Source organism: Bradyrhizobium sp. dw_411, assembly GCF_018449695.1.
Lineage (GTDB): Bacteria > Pseudomonadota > Alphaproteobacteria > Rhizobiales > Xanthobacteraceae > Bradyrhizobium.
Genome location: NZ_JAAVUY010000010.1, coordinates 204,984 through 221,801 on the forward strand (window position 1 = coordinate 204,984; position 16,818 = coordinate 221,801).

A 16,818-nucleotide genomic window follows, 5' to 3' on the forward strand; every position below is an offset into this window, starting at 1 on the left:
ACCCTTGCAATCACGCGCGTCATCACGCTTGCCTTCATTGAATGACCACCATAATATTATATACGAAATATAATCAAGGGGACCGCCGGGTGAAGCCTGCGAACATCAGTGAAAGCGTTGCGGCGCCGGTCAATCCTGTGGATTGGCCGACCGGCCGCAAGTTCCTGATTTTCGGCATCCTCGCTTTCGGCCAGTTCATGGCCTTGCTCGACATCCAGATCGTCGCGGCCTCGCTCAATGAAGTGCAGGCTGGTCTTTCGGCAGGGCCTGACGAAGTGAGCTGGGTGCAGACGGCGTACCTGATGGCCGAACTGGTGATGATCCCGTTTTCGGCGTTCCTGGCCCAGGCGATGTCGACGCGGTGGCTGTTTGCGACTTCCGCCGGCCTGTTCACGCTATCGAGCATCGCTTGCGGGCTGGCCTGGGATATCGGATCGATGTCCGCCTTTCGCGCAATTCAAGGCTTCGTCGGTGGCGCGATGGTGCCGAGCGTCTTTGCTGTCGGCTTCATGCTCTTTCAAGGCAAGCAACGCGCCTTGATTCCCGCGATCCTCGGCATGGTCTCCGTTTTGGCGCCGACGCTTGGGCCGACGGTCGGCGGCATTATTACCGATGCGATGAACTGGCGCTGGATCTTTTTCGTGAATGTGCCGCCGGGAATTATCGTGACAGTGCTCACGATCGCGTTCGTCAAGATCGACAGCGCTGATCCCGGCATGTTCGCGCGCATCGACTGGTCGCATCTTCTGGCGATGGCTGTGGCGCTCGGCGGCCTCGAATATGTTCTCGAGGAAGGGCCACGCAACGACTGGTTCGGCGATCCGGTGATCCTGATGTCGGCGTGGTTCTCGCTGGTCGCGTTCGTATTCTTCGTCGAGCGGTCGTTGTTTTCAAAGAACCCGATCGTTCGCGTGTCGCCGTTCCGCAATCCGACGTTTGCTTTTGCGTGCTTGTTCAATATCGTGATCGGATTCGGCATCTACGCCTCGACCTATCTGTTGCCGGTCTATCTCGGCCGCATCCGTGACTTCGACAGCCTGCAGATCGGCACCACGGTATTCGTGGTCGGAGTGGGTCAACTGTTCAGCACCGTCGTTTCCGCACGTTTGTCGCAAATCGTTGATCCGCGTTATCTGATCACGGTCGGCCTGACAGGCTTCGCCAGCAGCATGTGGATGACATCCTATCTCGGGTCCGATTGGGGTTTTGGGGAGCTCCTGGTGCCTCAGCTCGTGCGCGGACTGTTCGTGATGCTGTGCATCGTGCCATCCGTCACCATGGCGCTGTCGGGTTTTCAGGGGCCGGAATTGCGTTCTGCATCCGGGCTTTTCAACCTGATGCGCAATCTTGGCGGAGCGATCGGCATCGCCACGGTGAACACCTGGCTGCAGGACAATACCCGCATTCAGGCGCTGCGCTTCGGTGAAGCGCTGTCGCATTCCGGGCGGCCCGCCAGGGATGTGATGGCTGCGCTCGCGCGCCAACTCCACGCGATGACTCCCGACCCCGACCGCGCGCTGCTGATGGCGCAGGGATTGATCGGCCACATCGTCGCGCGCGAGTCGCTGACGATCGCGTTCAACGAAGTGTTCCGGCTGATGTCCTGGATGTTCTTTTTTGCCCTGGTGATGGTTCCGTTCTGCCGCCCCGCCAAGGGTCCTCCGCCGTCTCCCGCCGACTCCCACTGAGAGAGCCGAATGCGATTGCCTCTGATTATTCTCGCCGCAACTTCTCTCGCCGGCTGCGCCGTCGGACCGGACTTCGAGCAGCCGGACATGGCGCTCAGGCCGCGCTACATGAGCGCTGGTGTCATCGACACGCGGACAAAGGACGCCGATTGGTGGCGTGGATTTTACGATCCGGTGCTCGTAAGTTTGGTCGACAAAGCCATCGCCGGGAATACGGATCTGGCGAAAGCTTTCGCGCGCATCGAGCAATCGAGGGCCGCGGCGCGGGGCGCTGTGGCTGCGCTGCTCCCGAGCGCCGACGGAACAGGAAGCGCGACCGCCGTGCGGCAATCGCTCGATAGCCCCCTGGGTGCGGCCTCGCATATCCTCGGGCTTCCGCGCGACTACAATGAATATGCCTTGGGCGCTGAAGCGTCGTGGGAACTCGATGTGTTCGGAGGCTTAAGGCGCAGCAGCGAAGCGGCCCATGCGGATTTCGCCGCAAGCGAGGCGGATGCCGGGGCGATCGCCGTGTCCGTCGCCGCGGAAACCGCCGATGCGTATCTCACCTTGCGAGGGCTTCAGACCCGTCTTGCCATTGCCGACAATCAAGTAAAGACCGAGCAGGGCCTCGTCGGCGTGGTGCGGCAACGCTTCAACGAGGGTCTTGCGCCGGAGCGCGAGTTGAACCGTGCCGAGGCCGAACTCGAATCCGTCCGGTCAAGCACCGCGCCGTTGCGGGCGGCCATCGCTGCCCAGCTCAACCGCCTCGACGTGCTGGTCGGCGACGAGCCCGGCGCCAATCGCGCGTTGTTGGCGGGATCGAGGGCGATCCCCGCCGCGCCGCGTCCGGCAGGCAGCGCTGCACCCACCGACCTCCTGCGCCGCCGTCCGGATATCGTGGCTGCCGAGGCGCGTCTCGCTGCCAGCAATGCTCGCATCGGGGTGGCCATTGCCGATTATTATCCGCATGTCTCGCTTGCGGGTCTTGTCGGCAGCGCAAGTACGATGACGTCGAATCTTTTCACGGCCGGCGCCGTGCAGGCTTCCGGCGGCGCATCGGTACGATGGCGTCTGTTTGACTTCGGGCGCGTGGATGCCGAAGTGGCGCAAGCCAAGGGCCGCGATGCCGAAGCGCTGGCGGCGTGGCGCGGGGCGGCGCTGCATGCGGCCGAAGACGTCGAAACGGCGCTGGTTCGTCTCGCCGAAGCGCGCACGGAGCGTGCATCTCTGGTGCGTCAGATCGAACAATTGCGGAAGGCGCGCGACGAAACGCGGCGCGCCTATGCCGGCGGTGTCGCGGTGCTGATCGATGTATTCGATGCCGACCGGCAGGAACTGGCCGCCTCCGATCGGCTGGCGACGGTCAGGGCGAATGAAGCGCGTGCCGCCGTTGCAGCCTATCGTGCGCTCGGTGGCGGCTGGCAGCCGGGCACGATGCAGACGATAGCGGCGAACGGCGGACGGATATATTGAGGGAGGGGAGATGAGGTACAGCACCGATCATAAAGCGCAGACGCGCGAGCGGATTCTTCAGGCCGCCGCGGAAGCGATCCGCGGCCAGGGAATCGAGCGGGTCAGTGTCGCCGGCGTCATGGCGGCGGCCGATCTGACGATCGGTGGCTTCTACGCGCATTTCAAGTCAAAGGACGATCTGGTCGCCGAGGCGATCACCTACTCGTTCGACGAGCGTTACGCCGGCTTCCTGTCGAAGGTGAATGCGTCTGACGCGCAGGAGGCGCTGACCGCTTTCATCGACTATTATTTGTCGATCCGTCACAGCCAATCCGCCGGGCGCGGTTGTCCAATTCCAGCGTTGGCCGCGGAGGTGCCGCATATGTCACCCGAGGCCCGGGCTCGCTTTTCAGCCGGTGTCGCGCGTCTGGTCGGCGGGCTGACGACGTTGCTTGAACGCACCGACATCGCTGATCCGCAGATCCAGGCCAATTCGATCCTGGCGGAATTGGTCGGCGCGCTGGGATTGGCGCGCAGTGCGCAAAAGCCGGGCCACGCGAAAGCGGTGCTGGTTGCTTCGCAGCAAGCCCTGAAGCAACGCCTTGGGCTTGTTGCGGGCTAATCGGTATTTGGCGACAACCGGGTTACTGAACTTGTAGATCAAGGCCATTTTGACACAGTCAGCACGTCCGATGTGTGAACCCCTTCACACTTGTAATCTGCCGGCCGTCCTACACTTTCCTGATTAACGCTGGGGCTGTTCTCAGGAGTGGAGGAGGCTGAAATGCGTGAACCAAACCTTGAAAAATTGAACGCGCTGGTAGGAAAGCTGGTCGGCGACCTCGGCATCTCGCTTGGCGGCGCAAGCATACTGCTCGGCGATCGCCTCGGGCTTTACAAAGCGATGGCGGATGGCGCTGTGGTCACCTCGTCCGAGCTTGCCAAGAAGACCGGCCTGCGCGAGCGGTATGTGCGCGAATGGCTGTCCGGACAGGCCGCTTCCGGGTATATCGACTATCACCCCGAAAAAAATGCATTCTCGCTCTCGGCCGAGCAAGCCATGGCCTTCGCCGAAGAGGGATCGCCAGCTTTCTTTGCCGGCGCATTCGATGTCGTGCAATCCACCTATCTTGACGAACCCAAAATCATCGAAGCGTTTCGAACGGGAAAAGGTGTTGGTTGGCACGAGCATTCGAAGTGTCTTTTCTCGGGTACCGAACGCTTCTTCAGGCCGGGGTACAACGCCAATCTGGTTTCGAACTGGATTCCGATGCTCGAAGGCGTCGAAGCGAAACTGAAAGCCGGCGCCAGAGTGGCCGATGTCGGATGCGGCCACGGCGCCTCTACAATTGTGATGGCGCAAGCCTATCCCAATTCGGAGTTCTTCGGCTTCGATTACCACAAGCCTTCGATTGAACGCGCGAAGATCCTGGCGCAGGAAGCGGGAGTCGGAGACCGCATCACGTTCGCGCAGGCCAGTGCCAAGGATTTTCCGGCGAAAGACTACGATATGGTGGCGTTCTTCGATTGCCTGCATGACATGGGCGACCCCGTGGGGGCAGGCAAGCATGTCAAGGAAACGCTGGCCAAGGATGGGTCCTGGATGATCGTCGAGCCGTTTGCCCATGATAATCTCAAGGACAATCTCAATCCGGTCGGATGCATCTTCTATCACGCCTCGACGTTCATTTGCACACCGGCATCGCTCTCCCAGGAAGTGGGCCTGGGACTCGGCGCTCAGGCGGGTGAAAGCAGATTGCGTCAGGTCGCGACTGAAGCGGGTTTCAAGCGCTTCCGCCGCGCGACCGAGACGCCGTTCAACATGATCTTCGAAGTGCGTTCCTGACGATCATACCAATGGTGCGCATCAGTCCGGATGGTGTAGGGAATGCGGCTCCCAGAGCTTTGCATTCACTCCGGGCTGATACGCACGTTGGCACTTTTCGGACATCCGTGCCGTTGAGAATGTCTGCCCCGGTGTCGGCCGCTCGGCTCGACCGGTTGCGACAATTTGCCCCGTCAAGGACGAACCACGACGACCCACCGAGTGGTTACTGTGACGTCGCGCATGAGATACTCGCGATGAGCGCTGTCGGCTTTGCGCAGACCGTCCCGGACACGATTGCTCGCGCGCCGACACGTGGAGGCGCAGGAAGTTCATTGAACTTGCCGACAAGGCTGCGCTGCTTTGCAGGAGAGCGTCCGCCCTGTAAACCAGATGACACAACGCTCCGTTCGCATCTGGGTCCATGACAAAATTGCATCCTGAAACAAGGCGCTGACGGAGATCGAAGATGACCGGACCTGACGAGATCAAGCGCGACCGCTTCCGCAATCGACGCTGGCTTCTCCGCAGCGGGGCGCTGGCACTTCCATTCATTCTCGCGCTCAGGCCGGCGCGTGCAGTTGAGCGGGTTGGCTCGGTCGAAGAGATCACCGGCGAGGCGTTCGCCGAGATCGAATCGGTCCGCCGTGCGCTTGGCCGGGCCGCGCCGGTTTTTCTCAGCGAGGAAATTGTGACCGGCGTCGCGTCCCGGCTGGGAATGCGGCTCGGCCGCGAGACGACGGTGAGGCTCGGCGAACAAGCGCGGCTGAAGATCGACCGGTATGTTGTCAATGCCGGCGGTGAGATGACGTTGCGCTCGGGACCTTTGCTGTTCGATGGACCGCCGCACCGTGCGAGAGTGCAAATTCGCAGTCCTTTCGCATTGATCGCGGTGCGCGGCACGCGATTTTTCGCGGGGCCGAGCAACGACCGCTTTGGCGTATTCGTCGCGCGCGGGTCGGTGGCGGTGACCGCAGCAGGTGAGCAAGTGATCCTGCGCCAAGGCGAGGGCACGGACATTGCCGCGCCCGGCGCGCCGCCGACTCCGGTCAAACGATGGGGGGCCGAGCGCATCCGCGCCGCGCTCGCAAGCGTCAGCTAAATGTTGTGAGGCCCGCCGGGTTCACATCAGACCGGCAATGCCGGCAAACCAAAGGACTTTTCACTGTTGTCGCAAACAAGTTCGTTCGGCGTGATCTCGCGGCGGCATCCCGATGGGTAGGATGCGTCGAGCCTTGCAGCAGCGCCTGCCGGTTGCGGCTGGGCTGGCGACCCTGACCGTCTTTCTGGCGGCAACCATCCTGCTTCCGAAGACCATGCGCGAAACGTTGCGCGACAGCGCCTTCGACCTCGTGCTCGCTGGCGACCAACAACTGCGCAGGCCCGTCACACCCGATCTGAAGGTGATCGTTGTCGACATCGATCGGGCGTCGATCGGTGCATTGGGCGCCTGGCCGTGGCCCCGGGCGACGATGGCACGGCTCGTCGAGGCGGTGGCGAGCGGACGGCCGGCTGCAATCGCAATCGACGTGCTGTTCGCCGAGCCCGACGAACGCTCGCCGGCGGCGCTCGCCCGCCGGCTCGGATCGGTGACCGGTCACGCCGAGATCAGCGCGCTGGGAGAAAGCTTGCCGGACGGGGACAGACTGCTGGCGCAAGCGATCGGCCGCGTCCCCGTCGCCCTTGGCTTTGTGCTGGACCCCGATCGCGCCCACGCATTGCCGGGAGCAACGATCGTAAGCCGCGAGTTGCTGCCGTTTGACGATTTGTGGCAGGCCGCGGGCGCGATCGGACCAGTGCCGCCGCTCGCGGCCGCGGCGCGCGGGCTCGGCGCGCTCTCATTGCCTGGCAGCATGGATGGCGCGATCCGTCAGGTTCCGCTCTTCGTCGCTGTCGGCCGCGTATTGATGCCGGGTCTCGCTGCCGAGGCGCTGCGCCTCGCAACCAGTGCCTCTAGCTATCTCATCGAAGGCGAGCCCGCGACGCTGCTGGTCGGCGGCCGGCCGGTGGCGCTGTCGCGTGATGGACTGCTCCGGCTGGCGCCAGTGCCACCATGGCGACACGTCGCTCGCACACTATCCGCGGTCGATGTCCTGGAGGGACAGGCCGACCGGGGTCGGCTGAAAGATGCACTGGTCCTGCTCGGTGGTTCCGCGCCCGAGCTTAACGGCTTGCGCGAAACGCCCGCGGACCCGCTGACACCGTCAGTGCAAATCCAGGCCGATGCGGTCGAGCAGATGGTCGCCGGCCGCGCGCCGCGGATGCTGGCTGCCGCGCCCATCGCGCAGCCGCTGACGGTTCTGGCAATCGGGGCGCTCGCGGTCGCGCTTGGCGCCGCCTTGTCTCCGGCCGCCGGCACCGCGATATTGAGCGGTGCGATCGCGCTGCTATGGATCGCCGCGATCGCCGCGTCCGTGCTTGCGGATCGTCTCGTCGACCCGCTGACGCCTACCCTTGCGGCCGCAATGGTGTTCGCCGTGACGGCCGGCACCGCATATTCGTCGACGCGCAGGCGCGAAGCGTTGGTGCGCCATCGGCTCGAACAGCAACTTCCGCCGGCGGTCGTCCGCCGCATCATCGAGCGACCGGACCTTGTCAAGCTCACTGGCGAGCGGCGTGAGGTCACCTCGCTGTTCACCGACATCGAGGATTTCACCGCTACGATGCATCGCGCCGGTCCCGAGGAACTTGTCACAACGCTCGACCAGTATTTCGAGGGCGTTGCCGGCATCGTGATCGAGCACGGTGGCATGCTCGACAAGATCATTGGAGATGGCGTGCTCGCTCTCTTTAACGCACCGCTGGACCTTGAGGGTCATCCACAACGCGCCGTCGAATGCGCGATCGCGATCCAGGCCTGGAGCGAGGGCTTTCGCCGGCGCGCCCCTTTCGCGGCCATCGAACTCGGCCGCACGCGGATAGGGATCGAGACCGGGCTTGCCGTTGTCGGCGATGTCGGCATTCAATCCAGGCTCGACTACACGGCTCATGGCAACGCCGTAAATATGGCGGCGCGGCTCGAGGCCAGCAACAAGGAACTCGGTTCGGCAATCTGCGTCGGGCCGGATGCTGCTGCGCGATGCGACGCTGCACTGCTTCGCCCGCTGGGGCGGCTGGCGGTCCGCGGGCGCGAGGAGCCGATCGCTGTCTTTGAGCCGTGGCCGAGCGACGCTTCACCCTCCTGGCGCGCTGCATATCTGGCGGCCTACGCCATGTCCGACGGTGATGCGCCGGGCGCTGCTTTGCTGTTGCAGAAGCTGATGGCCGAACGTCCGGCGGATCTTGCGGTGCGCCGGCTCGCCGAGCGACTGACCTCGATACGCAAATCGGGCTTGCCGTCGCCGGCGAAGTGATCGAACGAAGCGACCGCGACTGTCGCTTCTAACCGGGGCAAAAATCAAGCCGCATTTGCGTCAACAAAATTGGCTATTGTGCCGGTCTTGCGTAACAGTACGATCGCTTACAAATTTGCGCGGCGAGCGCCGCGGCGCGGTCAGGGAGTATGTCAATGGAATATCGACGTTTGGGCCGGTCGGGACTGATGGTGCCGGCCTTGAGCCTGGGAACGGGCACCTTTGGCGGTGTCGGCCGCCTGGCTGCATGGGGCTCTACCGATGCGACCGAAGCGCGGCGCCTTCTGGATATCTGTCTCGATGCCGGCGTCTCGATGTTCGATACCGCCGACGTCTATTCGCTGGGTGAATCGGAGCGCGTTCTTGGCCAGGCCATCAAGGGCCGCCGCGACAAGCTTTTGATCTCGACCAAAGCGACATTCCGTTTCGGCGATGGGCCGAACGACATCGGCTCGTCACGGCAACATTTGCTCGCGGCCGTCGATGGGGCACTCGGCCGGCTCGGCACCGACTACATCGACTTGTTTCAGCTTCATGGATTCGATGCGCTCACGCCTCCTGAAGAAGTGCTTGCGACCCTCGACACGCTCGTGCGCGCCGGCAAGATCCGCTACGTCGGCGTTTCCAATTTTTCGGGCTGGCACCTGATGAAGTCGCTTGCCGTCGCGGACAAGCATGGCTTCCCGCGCTACGTTGCCAATCAAACCTATTATTCGTTGATCGGCCGCGATTATGAGTGGGAATTGATGCCGCTGGGTCTCGATCAAGGGGTTGGCGCCGTGGTGTGGTCGCCGCTTGGCTGGGGCCGCCTCACCGGGAAAATTCGTCGGGGTCAACCGACGCCTGAAGTCAGCCGGCTGCATCAGACCGCGAGCTTTGGGCCGCCGGTGCCGGACGAGCAGGTCTATCGCGTTGTCGACGCCATCGATGAAGTCGCGAAGGAAAACGGGAAAAGCGTATCGCAAATCGCCTTGAACTGGCTGTTGCATCGGCCCACCGTTTCAACGCTGGTGATCGGCGCGCGCAATGAGGCGCAGTTGCGGGAAAATCTCGGCGCGGTCGGTTGGTCCTTGACCAAAGAGCAGATCGACAGACTGGATGCCGCAAGCGCGGTCACGCTGCCTTACCCCTACTGGCATCAGCGCGGGACTTTCAGCGATCGCAATCCGCCGCCGGTTTAGTGGCTTCAAATGGCGCCTTGATTTACCCGACGGGCAAATCAAGGCGCACGTCCGCCAAATCAAAGTCCAGCCCTTTCCATAAAAATATTCTGATTTTCCGAAATGGCAAATCAGTCTATATCCCTTGGCCATCCCGTCCCGCAAGAGGGGCGCTTCGCGGTCGTCACGGACGTTGGAACGGGATGCGGTGGACGCGGCAATGTCACATGACGAATGACATGGCCGCGGACGGTGAAGTCGTGTGGTCCTGACGCCTCGACGCTGGCGTCAAGTTCTTGAGAAGCAAGCTTCTCAGGGATGACGGTGGCAAAAGAGCCCGATCGCCGGGGAGAGTACGAAGGAACCCGTTAAAACCATTGCGCGGGGAATGCCGGGTGTTTCCGGTGTGACCTGACTAACGCGTGTGCTTTTTGCTTTCTACCCTCGCACACGCGAGCGGCGGGCGCACCGAGCGCCCGGCATTCCCTGCACCCTCTGTTTGGGAGGGTGGGAAGTTGATAGCAAAACTCGGGCGGTTTACGCCGCGAGAATGCGGAATGCTGCTTGAAAATTGAATTCGTTTTCTTCTCCCCTCCCTCCGCGCGCGTCAGCGCGTGGCGGGGAGGGGTCGGGGGTGGGGGGTCTATCGGCAAATTCACTGACACGGCGCGCGTACAAACATCACTTGTCATGCCGGGACTTGATCCGGGCATCCATCAATCTTCGCAAGAAGTTCTCACGAAAAGGATGGATTGCCGGGTCATAGGCGAGCGGAAGCGACGCCGTCCTTCAGACGGCTATGCCCGGCAATGACGAACGATAGAAGCTGCGCGCATTTCTCCGAGTTGAATCCGTCGGCACAACGTGCGAGGTCAACTATCATCCTCCTTCCAGACCCATCGCCAATGACCATATCCTCCGTCACACCCTCTCACATCCGCCGCGCGCTATTGCTGCGCGATGAAATCGCGCTGCTCGATCTGCGCCATGAAGCCGCCTTTGCCACCGGACATCCGCTGTTCGCGGCCAATATGGCGGCGGGGCGGATTGAGCTCGAGGCCGGGACACGGCTGCCGCGCAAGGGTGTGCCGATTGTTCTGTATGATGCGGGTGAAGGTCTCGTCCTGCAGGCGGCCGATCGCCTTGCGGCTTTGGGATACACCAATGTCCGTCAGCTCGATGGCGGGCTTCAAGCCTGGAAGAGCGCGGGCTATGAGCTGTTCCAGGACGTGAACTCCTACGCCAAGGCGTTTGGCGAGCTAGTGGAGTCGCGCCGGCATACGCCGTCGTTAGCGGCGGAAGAGGTCGCTGCGCTGATTTCGAGCAAGGCGAATATCGCTGTGCTCGATGTGCGTCGGTTCGACGAATATGCGACCATGAACATTCCGGGCTCGGTCAGCGTGCCCGGCGCGGAACTGGTGCTTCGCGCCGGCCGCGTCGCGCCGGATCCCGAGACCACCATCATCGTGAATTGCGCGGGCCGCACCCGCTCGATCATCGGCACCCAGTCGCTGATCAATGCCGGTGTCACCAACAAAGTGGTAGCGCTGCGCAACGGCACGATCGGCTGGACTCTCGCCAATCAAAATCTTGAGCATGGCGCCGGCCGCCACGGCGGGATCGGCCTGTCCGAAGGCGCGAAAACCAATGCCCGCGAAGTCGCCTATCGCGCCGGCGTCAAACATATCGGCTTGGATGAAATTGTGGCGCTGGAGGCGCAGATCCATCGCACGCTTTACCGTTTCGACGTGCGCGACGCCGAGGAATATGCAGCCGGCCACATCGCCGGTTTCCGTCACTATCCGGGCGGGCAACTGGTTCAGGAAGTCGATATGGCCGCACCCGTGCGCGGCGCGCGCATGCTTCTGACCGATAATATGGGCGTCCGCGCCGACATGACGGCGTCATGGCTCGCGCAAATGGGCTGGGAAGTGTACGTGCTCGACGGCGGCTATGACGGCACGCTTGAAATCAGTCCGCCGAAAGTATTGCCGAAACCCGATCCGGCCCATCGCTATCGCCGCCCCTATGAAGGCACGGATGTGGATACCGGCGCGATGCAGGCTTATCTCGATTGGGAATATGGCCTGGTCGACCAACTCCGCCGCGACGCCAGCCACGGCTTCTTTGTAATTTGATGCCGACGGGTTTGATGGATCATTGCTGGTCTGCCTGTGGCCTCATGGTTCGAGACGCGCGAAGACGCGCTCCTCACCATGAGGGTTTTCCGTCCTCAGACTAGCTCAGGCCTCATCCTGAGGAGGCGCGAAGCGCCGTCTCGAAGGATGGACGCAGGCGAAGTAGAAATTGCAAGGGTATCCAAATCGTAAGAGTAGCAAACCAAAGAAAGTATCAAACCATGACGATCGAGAAAATTCAGCCGGACGCCTTGTTCAAGCGTAATGTCGGCGGACACGTATTGTACTCCCATGTCGTCGTCGCCTCCGGCGAAAAACTGGTTTTCGTTTCCGGGCAGTTGGCGCGTAACAACAAGGGCGAAATCGTCGGCCCCCGCGATATGCGCGCGCAAATCAGGCAGGTCGGTGAAAACCTCAAAAACGCGCTCGAAGCCGCCGGCGCCACGCTCAACGATCTGGTCAAGACCACAACCTACGTGACCGACATCGACGAATTCTTCAAGCATGTCGACATCAGGCACGACTATCTCGGCGTTGGTCTGCCGGCGAGCACAACCGTTGAGGTGCGCCGGCTGTCGCATCCCGATCTCTTGGTCGAAATCGAAGGCATGGCCGTCCTGAAAACGTGAATGGCTCTTCTCAAGAGCGAAGACATGTCCGATAGTTCCAATGCTTTGAAAGTGCGGGCCGTGATCGGCCCTCACGGATTGCCTGGCCGATTGAGGGAAAACCGATGACGTCGTTCTCCGACACAATTTCACGCCGCGCCTGGATGCTGGGTGCCGCAGGCGCCGTGATTGCGTCTCCCTTCATTTCCCGCTCGCCGGCATCGGCCGCCGGGGTGCCCAATATCCGCTATGCGACCGGCGGCGGCATCGGCCCGAACGAGATGGAAACCATCATCTTCCTGGATCATCTCAAGCAGAACGTGCTGAAGAATTACGGCAAGGCCTACACGCTCGAGATGACTTTTACGCGCGGCACGCCGGAAGCCGCGGCCTTGCTGGCGGCGGGGCAGGCCGATGTCGCGACGCTGTCAGGGCCGGCCTTTGCTACCGTGATCGTCAAGGACGCCGTGCCGGCCGGGTTGACCATCATCTCGGATAATTACCAGGACGGGCATGCTGGTAACGCGACCAACAGCTTCATGGTGCTGAAGGACTCGCCGATCAAGACCGTGACCGATCTCAAAGGCAAGAAGATTGGCATCAATGCCTTTGCTTCTGCGGTCGATCTCGCCCTGCGGGTGATGCTCAAGAAGAACGGTATCGACCCGCGGCGTGATGTCGAGATCGTGGAGATCGCTTTCCCGAATATCGCCTCGGCGATACGCGAAAAGCGGATCGACTGTGGCGTGCTTGTCATTCCCTTCCTCGCGGTGGAGAGCCCCAAGGGCGATCTGCGGCCGGTATTCACCGGCGGCGATGCGTTCGGCGGGCCGTCCTCGGTGATCTTTCAGGTCACGACCAATACGTTCCTGAAAGAAAACCCCGACGCGGTGCGTGGCTTCCTGGCCGATTACGTCGATGGCCTTCGCTGGTTCTATGATCGCGCCAACCGCGAACTGGCGATCCAGATCGTGTCGGACTTCACAAAATCTCCGAAGGAGGTGTTGAATTCCTACTTCGCGACCGATCGCGATTATTACCGCGATCCCAGCGGCTGCGTTTCGGCGCAGACGATTCAGAAACCGCTGGACGCGATGTTCGAAGAGAAACTGATCGGCCGCAGCGTCGACGTAACAAAGTATCTCAATCTCAGTTTCCTGCCGAAACCATGCGCGCTGTGACCGACGAGAAAGCTATCGTCCCGAAAATTCAGATACAGGCGGTCTCCAAATCCTATCCCGGCGATAAAAATCCGGTGCTGGCGCTGAGGACCGTCGACCTCTCGATCAATGAAGGCGAGTTCGTCTCGATCGTCGGGCCCTCCGGTTGCGGCAAGAGCACCTTGCTCTACGTGCTCGGCGGCTTTCTGGAAGCCGACGGCAAGGTTCTGGTCGATGGCAAGGCGATCCAGGGTCCCGGCACCGACCGCGGCGTCGTGTTTCAGGAATATGCGCTGTTTCCCTGGCTCACGGTGCGCAACAACATCCTTTACGGGTTGGAGCGCGGCGCGCTGGCGCCGGAGGAACGGGCGCGCATCGCGGACCGGCTGATCGGCGTCATCGGCCTAAAAGGTTTCGAGGATCGCTATCCCCGCGAATTGTCCGGCGGCATGAAGCAGCGCGTTGCGATTGCGCGAACGCTGGCCTGCGATCCCGCGATCCTGCTGCTCGATGAACCTTTCGGCGCACTCGACGCGCAAACCCGCGAGGTGATGCAGGACGAATTGTTGCGGATATGGCTTGAGACCCGCAAGACGGTCCTGATGATTACGCATGACGTCAATGAGGCGGTTTATCTCTCCAACCGCATCTGCGTGATGTCGGCCCGGCCGGGACAGATCGTCGAGGAGTTCAAGATCGATCTCGACCGCACGATTCCGCGCGAGCGACTTTTCACGTCAGATGCTTTCAACAAGACGCGCAACGAAGTCTGGATTTCGGTCCGGCAGCAGGCGCTGGCCGCGGAAAAGCTGAATGCAAGGGTCTGATCGCTTCGCGGCGTTCCGTTCGCCGGTCGGCCGGATGGTTCCGCTGGTCGCGATGGGCCTGATCTGGCAAGCGGTCAGCGCGACAAAACTGATCGATCCGTCCTTCCTGCCGTCACCGCTGCGGATCGGCCATGCGATGGTCGATCTGCTGACCGGTCGCGAAATCTGCGACAATCTTTTCGTTACGCTGGCGCGTGCGGCGATCGGCCTCGCGCTCGGCTCCGCGGCCGGGGTATGGCTCGGCCTGATGATGGCGCGTTCACCAAAATTTCGCGCCTACGCGGCTCCGATCGTCGGCGGCACTTACTCCTTGCCGAAATCGGCACTCATCCCGCTGTTCATCCTGTGGTTCGGAATCGGCACCGCGACCACGGTGTGCGCGGTGTTTCTCTCCTGCCTGCTGCCGATGGTGGTGAATACGTTTCAGGGTGTGGCCTCGACCCCGCGCGTGTTGGTCTGGGGCGCGCAGGCGCTGGGCGCCCGTCCGCGCGAGATGCTGTGGCAGGTATTTTTGCCGCACGCGCTGCCGGATATTCTCACCGGCCTGCGGGTCGCGCTGGGATTCTCGTTCGTGCTGGCGATCTCGTCGGAAATGATCGCCTCGACCAACGGCATCGGAAAACTGATCTTCATGTACGGCGAGAACGGCGCCTACGACTACATGTTCGCCGCCATCGCTTGCGTCGTCGTCGTAGCCTTTGTGATCGACCGGTTGTTGCTGTTGCTGACTCAAAAATGCCTGCGCTGGCACGAATCGGCGACGGAACGAGGCCCGGCATGAGCAGGGTCGAATAATGGAGAGAGAGCCCAGCAAGCGTGCGTTGCAGATCCGCTCCGTGATCTCGGTCCTTGTGATCGTCGTGCTCTGGGAAACCGCCGCGCGGGCGGGGCTGGCGTCGCCGCTGTTTCTGCCGGCGTTCACGGCAGTGATGGCGGAATGGTGGACGGTGTGTGCCGACGGTTCGCTGCCGGCAGATCTCCTGACCAGCCTGTTTCGTGCGTTTGCCGGATTGTTCGCTGCGACGCTCATTGGCGTCGGGCTCGGCATTGCGATGGCACGCAGCCGGCTGGTGCATTGGATATTCGATCCGGTGATCGCGCTGGCGTTTCCGTCGCCGAAGATCGCGTTCCTGCCGATCTTCATTCTGTGGTTCGGCATCTACAGCACCTCGAAGATACTGCTGGTCGCCTTTGCCTGTGTTTTTCCGATCGTGATCGGAACCTATGCGGCTGCTTCTGCGATTAACCGGGTCTGGATCTGGTCGGCGTATTCGCTGGGAACGTCTAATCTCACATTATTGTTTCGTATCGTGCTGCCGGCGGCGTGGCCGCGGATATTTGCGGCCTTGCGGGTCGCGCTGCCGGTATCGTTGATCACGACCTTTACCGCGGAGATGGTCGGCGGCGGCGGCGGGATGGGCGCGGCGCTGATGTATTCGCAACGCTTCTTCGAAAGCCCGACGGTGTTCGCTTACATCCTGACCATGCTGGTGGTCGGCCTGCTGCTCGATGCGATAATGCTGCGGATTCAAACGGCGTTTCCGGCCTGGCACAGCAATGCCTGACGCTCCGGCGGCCCCGACGGCGCGCGTCCTATTCGGCCTTGATCTTGGCGGCCTCGATCACCTTGGCCCATTTCTCCATCTCGAACTTCATTTGCGTGGTGAATTCCTCCGGCGTGCTGCCGATGGGGTCGAGACCGAGCGTAGCGAGTTTCTCCTTCATATCCGGCATCGCCAGGATATCGACGATTTCGCGCTGAAGCAGCATGACGATGTCCTTGGGCGTGCCGGCGGGAACGAGCGCGCCGATCCAGGCGTCGCCGTCGAGGCCGGGATAACCGGCTTCGCCGATAGTCGGCAAATCAGGAAGCGCCGGCGAGCGGTTCTTGCTCATGACCGCGAGCGCCCGCAATTTGCCGTCCTTGATCAGCGGTACCGCCGCCGACAACGCGGCGAAGGCAATCGGCGTATCGCCGGCGGCCGCCGATATCATGCTCGGGCCGCTGCCGCCGTAGGGAACGTGCACAAGGTCGAGGCCCAGCACGACACGAAATTGTTCGCCGAGCAGATGCGACGGCGTACCAAATCCCGGCGAAGCGAAGCTGAATTTGCCGGGCGTCTGCTTGATCAGCGCGACAAGCTCCTTGACGGTGGTGGCCGGCACCGAAGGATTGACCACCATCGCGGAGGGAAAGCCGACCGCGAGCGTGACGGAATCGAAGTCCTGCAGCACGCGATAGGGCACCTTGGGATACAGATTCGGATTGATCACGTAGCTGTTCACCGTGATCAGAACCGTGTAGCCATCCGCCGCGGTTCTCGCGGCTTGTCCGGTGCCGATATTGCCGCCCGCGCCGGCGATATCCTCGACATAGAATTGCTGGCCCAGCCGCTCCGAGAGTTTTTGCGCGATGAAACGCGCGCAAACGTCAGTAGGACCGCCCGGCGAATACGGAACGATCATCCGCACCGGGCGCGCCGGATAGGATTGCGCGCGCGCAATCGCCGGCAGAAATGGAAGGACAACAGCACCTGCCGCGCGGTGCAGAAATTGACGGCGTAGAATCTTCTTCATGTCCCTTCAGGTAGCACAAACCATGCCAAAGTCTGTGCTTCCTTTGGG

At 62.0% G+C, this 16,818-nt stretch carries 14 protein-coding genes; 13 read left to right on the forward strand and 1 reads right to left on the reverse strand.

Annotated elements, in window-relative coordinates; translation table 11 throughout:
- Positions 1–89 precede the first annotated feature (89 nt).
- From HB676_RS18990 to HB676_RS19050, 13 genes are all read left to right on the forward strand, one after another.
- On the forward strand, positions 90–1,688 hold the full coding sequence (locus HB676_RS18990; RefSeq protein ID WP_213739415.1) for a DHA2 family efflux MFS transporter permease subunit: 1,599 nt from the start codon (positions 90–92) through the stop codon (positions 1,686–1,688).
- A 9-nt stretch (positions 1,689–1,697) separates the two neighbouring features.
- Positions 1,698–3,143, forward strand: coding sequence for an efflux transporter outer membrane subunit (locus tag HB676_RS18995; RefSeq protein ID WP_213739416.1), 1,446 nt, complete (start codon positions 1,698–1,700; stop codon positions 3,141–3,143).
- A 10-nt stretch (positions 3,144–3,153) separates the two neighbouring features.
- Positions 3,154–3,744 (forward strand): TetR/AcrR family transcriptional regulator, encoded by a 591-nt coding sequence (locus HB676_RS19000; protein WP_213739418.1) that lies wholly within the window; start codon positions 3,154–3,156, stop codon positions 3,742–3,744.
- 162 nt (positions 3,745–3,906) lie between these two features.
- Positions 3,907–4,968 (forward strand): class I SAM-dependent methyltransferase, encoded by a 1,062-nt coding sequence (locus HB676_RS19005; protein WP_213739420.1) that lies wholly within the window; start codon positions 3,907–3,909, stop codon positions 4,966–4,968.
- Positions 4,969–5,416: 448 nt separating this feature from the next.
- On the forward strand, positions 5,417–6,049 hold the full coding sequence (locus HB676_RS19010) for a FecR family protein (protein WP_213739421.1): 633 nt from the start codon (positions 5,417–5,419) through the stop codon (positions 6,047–6,049).
- Positions 6,050–6,161: 112 nt separating this feature from the next.
- Entirely contained in the window at positions 6,162–8,300 is a 2,139-nt protein-coding gene (locus tag HB676_RS19015; protein WP_213739423.1) for an adenylate/guanylate cyclase domain-containing protein, read from the forward strand.
- Between the two features lie 155 nt (positions 8,301–8,455).
- Positions 8,456–9,481 carry an aldo/keto reductase gene (locus tag HB676_RS19020; protein WP_213739425.1) on the forward strand — a complete coding sequence of 342 codons (1,026 nt, stop codon included), beginning with the start codon at positions 8,456–8,458 and terminating at the stop codon, positions 9,479–9,481.
- Between the two features lie 884 nt (positions 9,482–10,365).
- Complete coding sequence (locus HB676_RS19025) at positions 10,366–11,598, forward strand: rhodanese-like domain-containing protein (protein ID WP_213739426.1); 1,233 nt, start codon at positions 10,366–10,368, stop codon at positions 11,596–11,598.
- 221 nt (positions 11,599–11,819) lie between these two features.
- Positions 11,820–12,227 (forward strand): RidA family protein, encoded by a 408-nt coding sequence (locus HB676_RS19030; RefSeq protein WP_213739427.1) that lies wholly within the window; start codon positions 11,820–11,822, stop codon positions 12,225–12,227.
- A 104-nt stretch (positions 12,228–12,331) separates the two neighbouring features.
- Positions 12,332–13,387: an ABC transporter substrate-binding protein gene (locus HB676_RS19035; protein ID WP_213739429.1), complete on the forward strand. Its 1,056-nt coding sequence runs from the start codon at positions 12,332–12,334 to the stop codon at positions 13,385–13,387.
- Positions 13,375–14,193, forward strand: a complete 819-nt coding sequence (locus HB676_RS19040; RefSeq protein ID WP_213739430.1) for an ABC transporter ATP-binding protein — start codon at positions 13,375–13,377, stop codon at positions 14,191–14,193. Before HB676_RS19035 ends, HB676_RS19040 begins: the two co-directional genes overlap by 13 nt.
- A complete protein-coding gene (locus HB676_RS19045) occupies positions 14,180–14,974 on the forward strand; it encodes an ABC transporter permease (RefSeq protein ID WP_213739431.1) in 795 nt (264 codons plus the stop codon). The genes HB676_RS19040 and HB676_RS19045 overlap by 14 nt, the downstream gene beginning before the upstream one ends.
- A gap of 13 nt (positions 14,975–14,987) precedes the next feature.
- Positions 14,988–15,758, forward strand: a complete 771-nt coding sequence (locus tag HB676_RS19050) for an ABC transporter permease (protein ID WP_213739432.1) — start codon at positions 14,988–14,990, stop codon at positions 15,756–15,758.
- A gap of 28 nt (positions 15,759–15,786) precedes the next feature.
- Here HB676_RS19050 and HB676_RS19055 read toward each other — a convergent pair whose 3' ends face one another.
- Positions 15,787–16,770, reverse strand: a complete 984-nt coding sequence (locus HB676_RS19055) for a tripartite tricarboxylate transporter substrate binding protein (protein ID WP_213739434.1) — start codon at positions 16,768–16,770, stop codon at positions 15,787–15,789.
- Between the last annotated feature and the right edge of the window lie 48 nt (positions 16,771–16,818).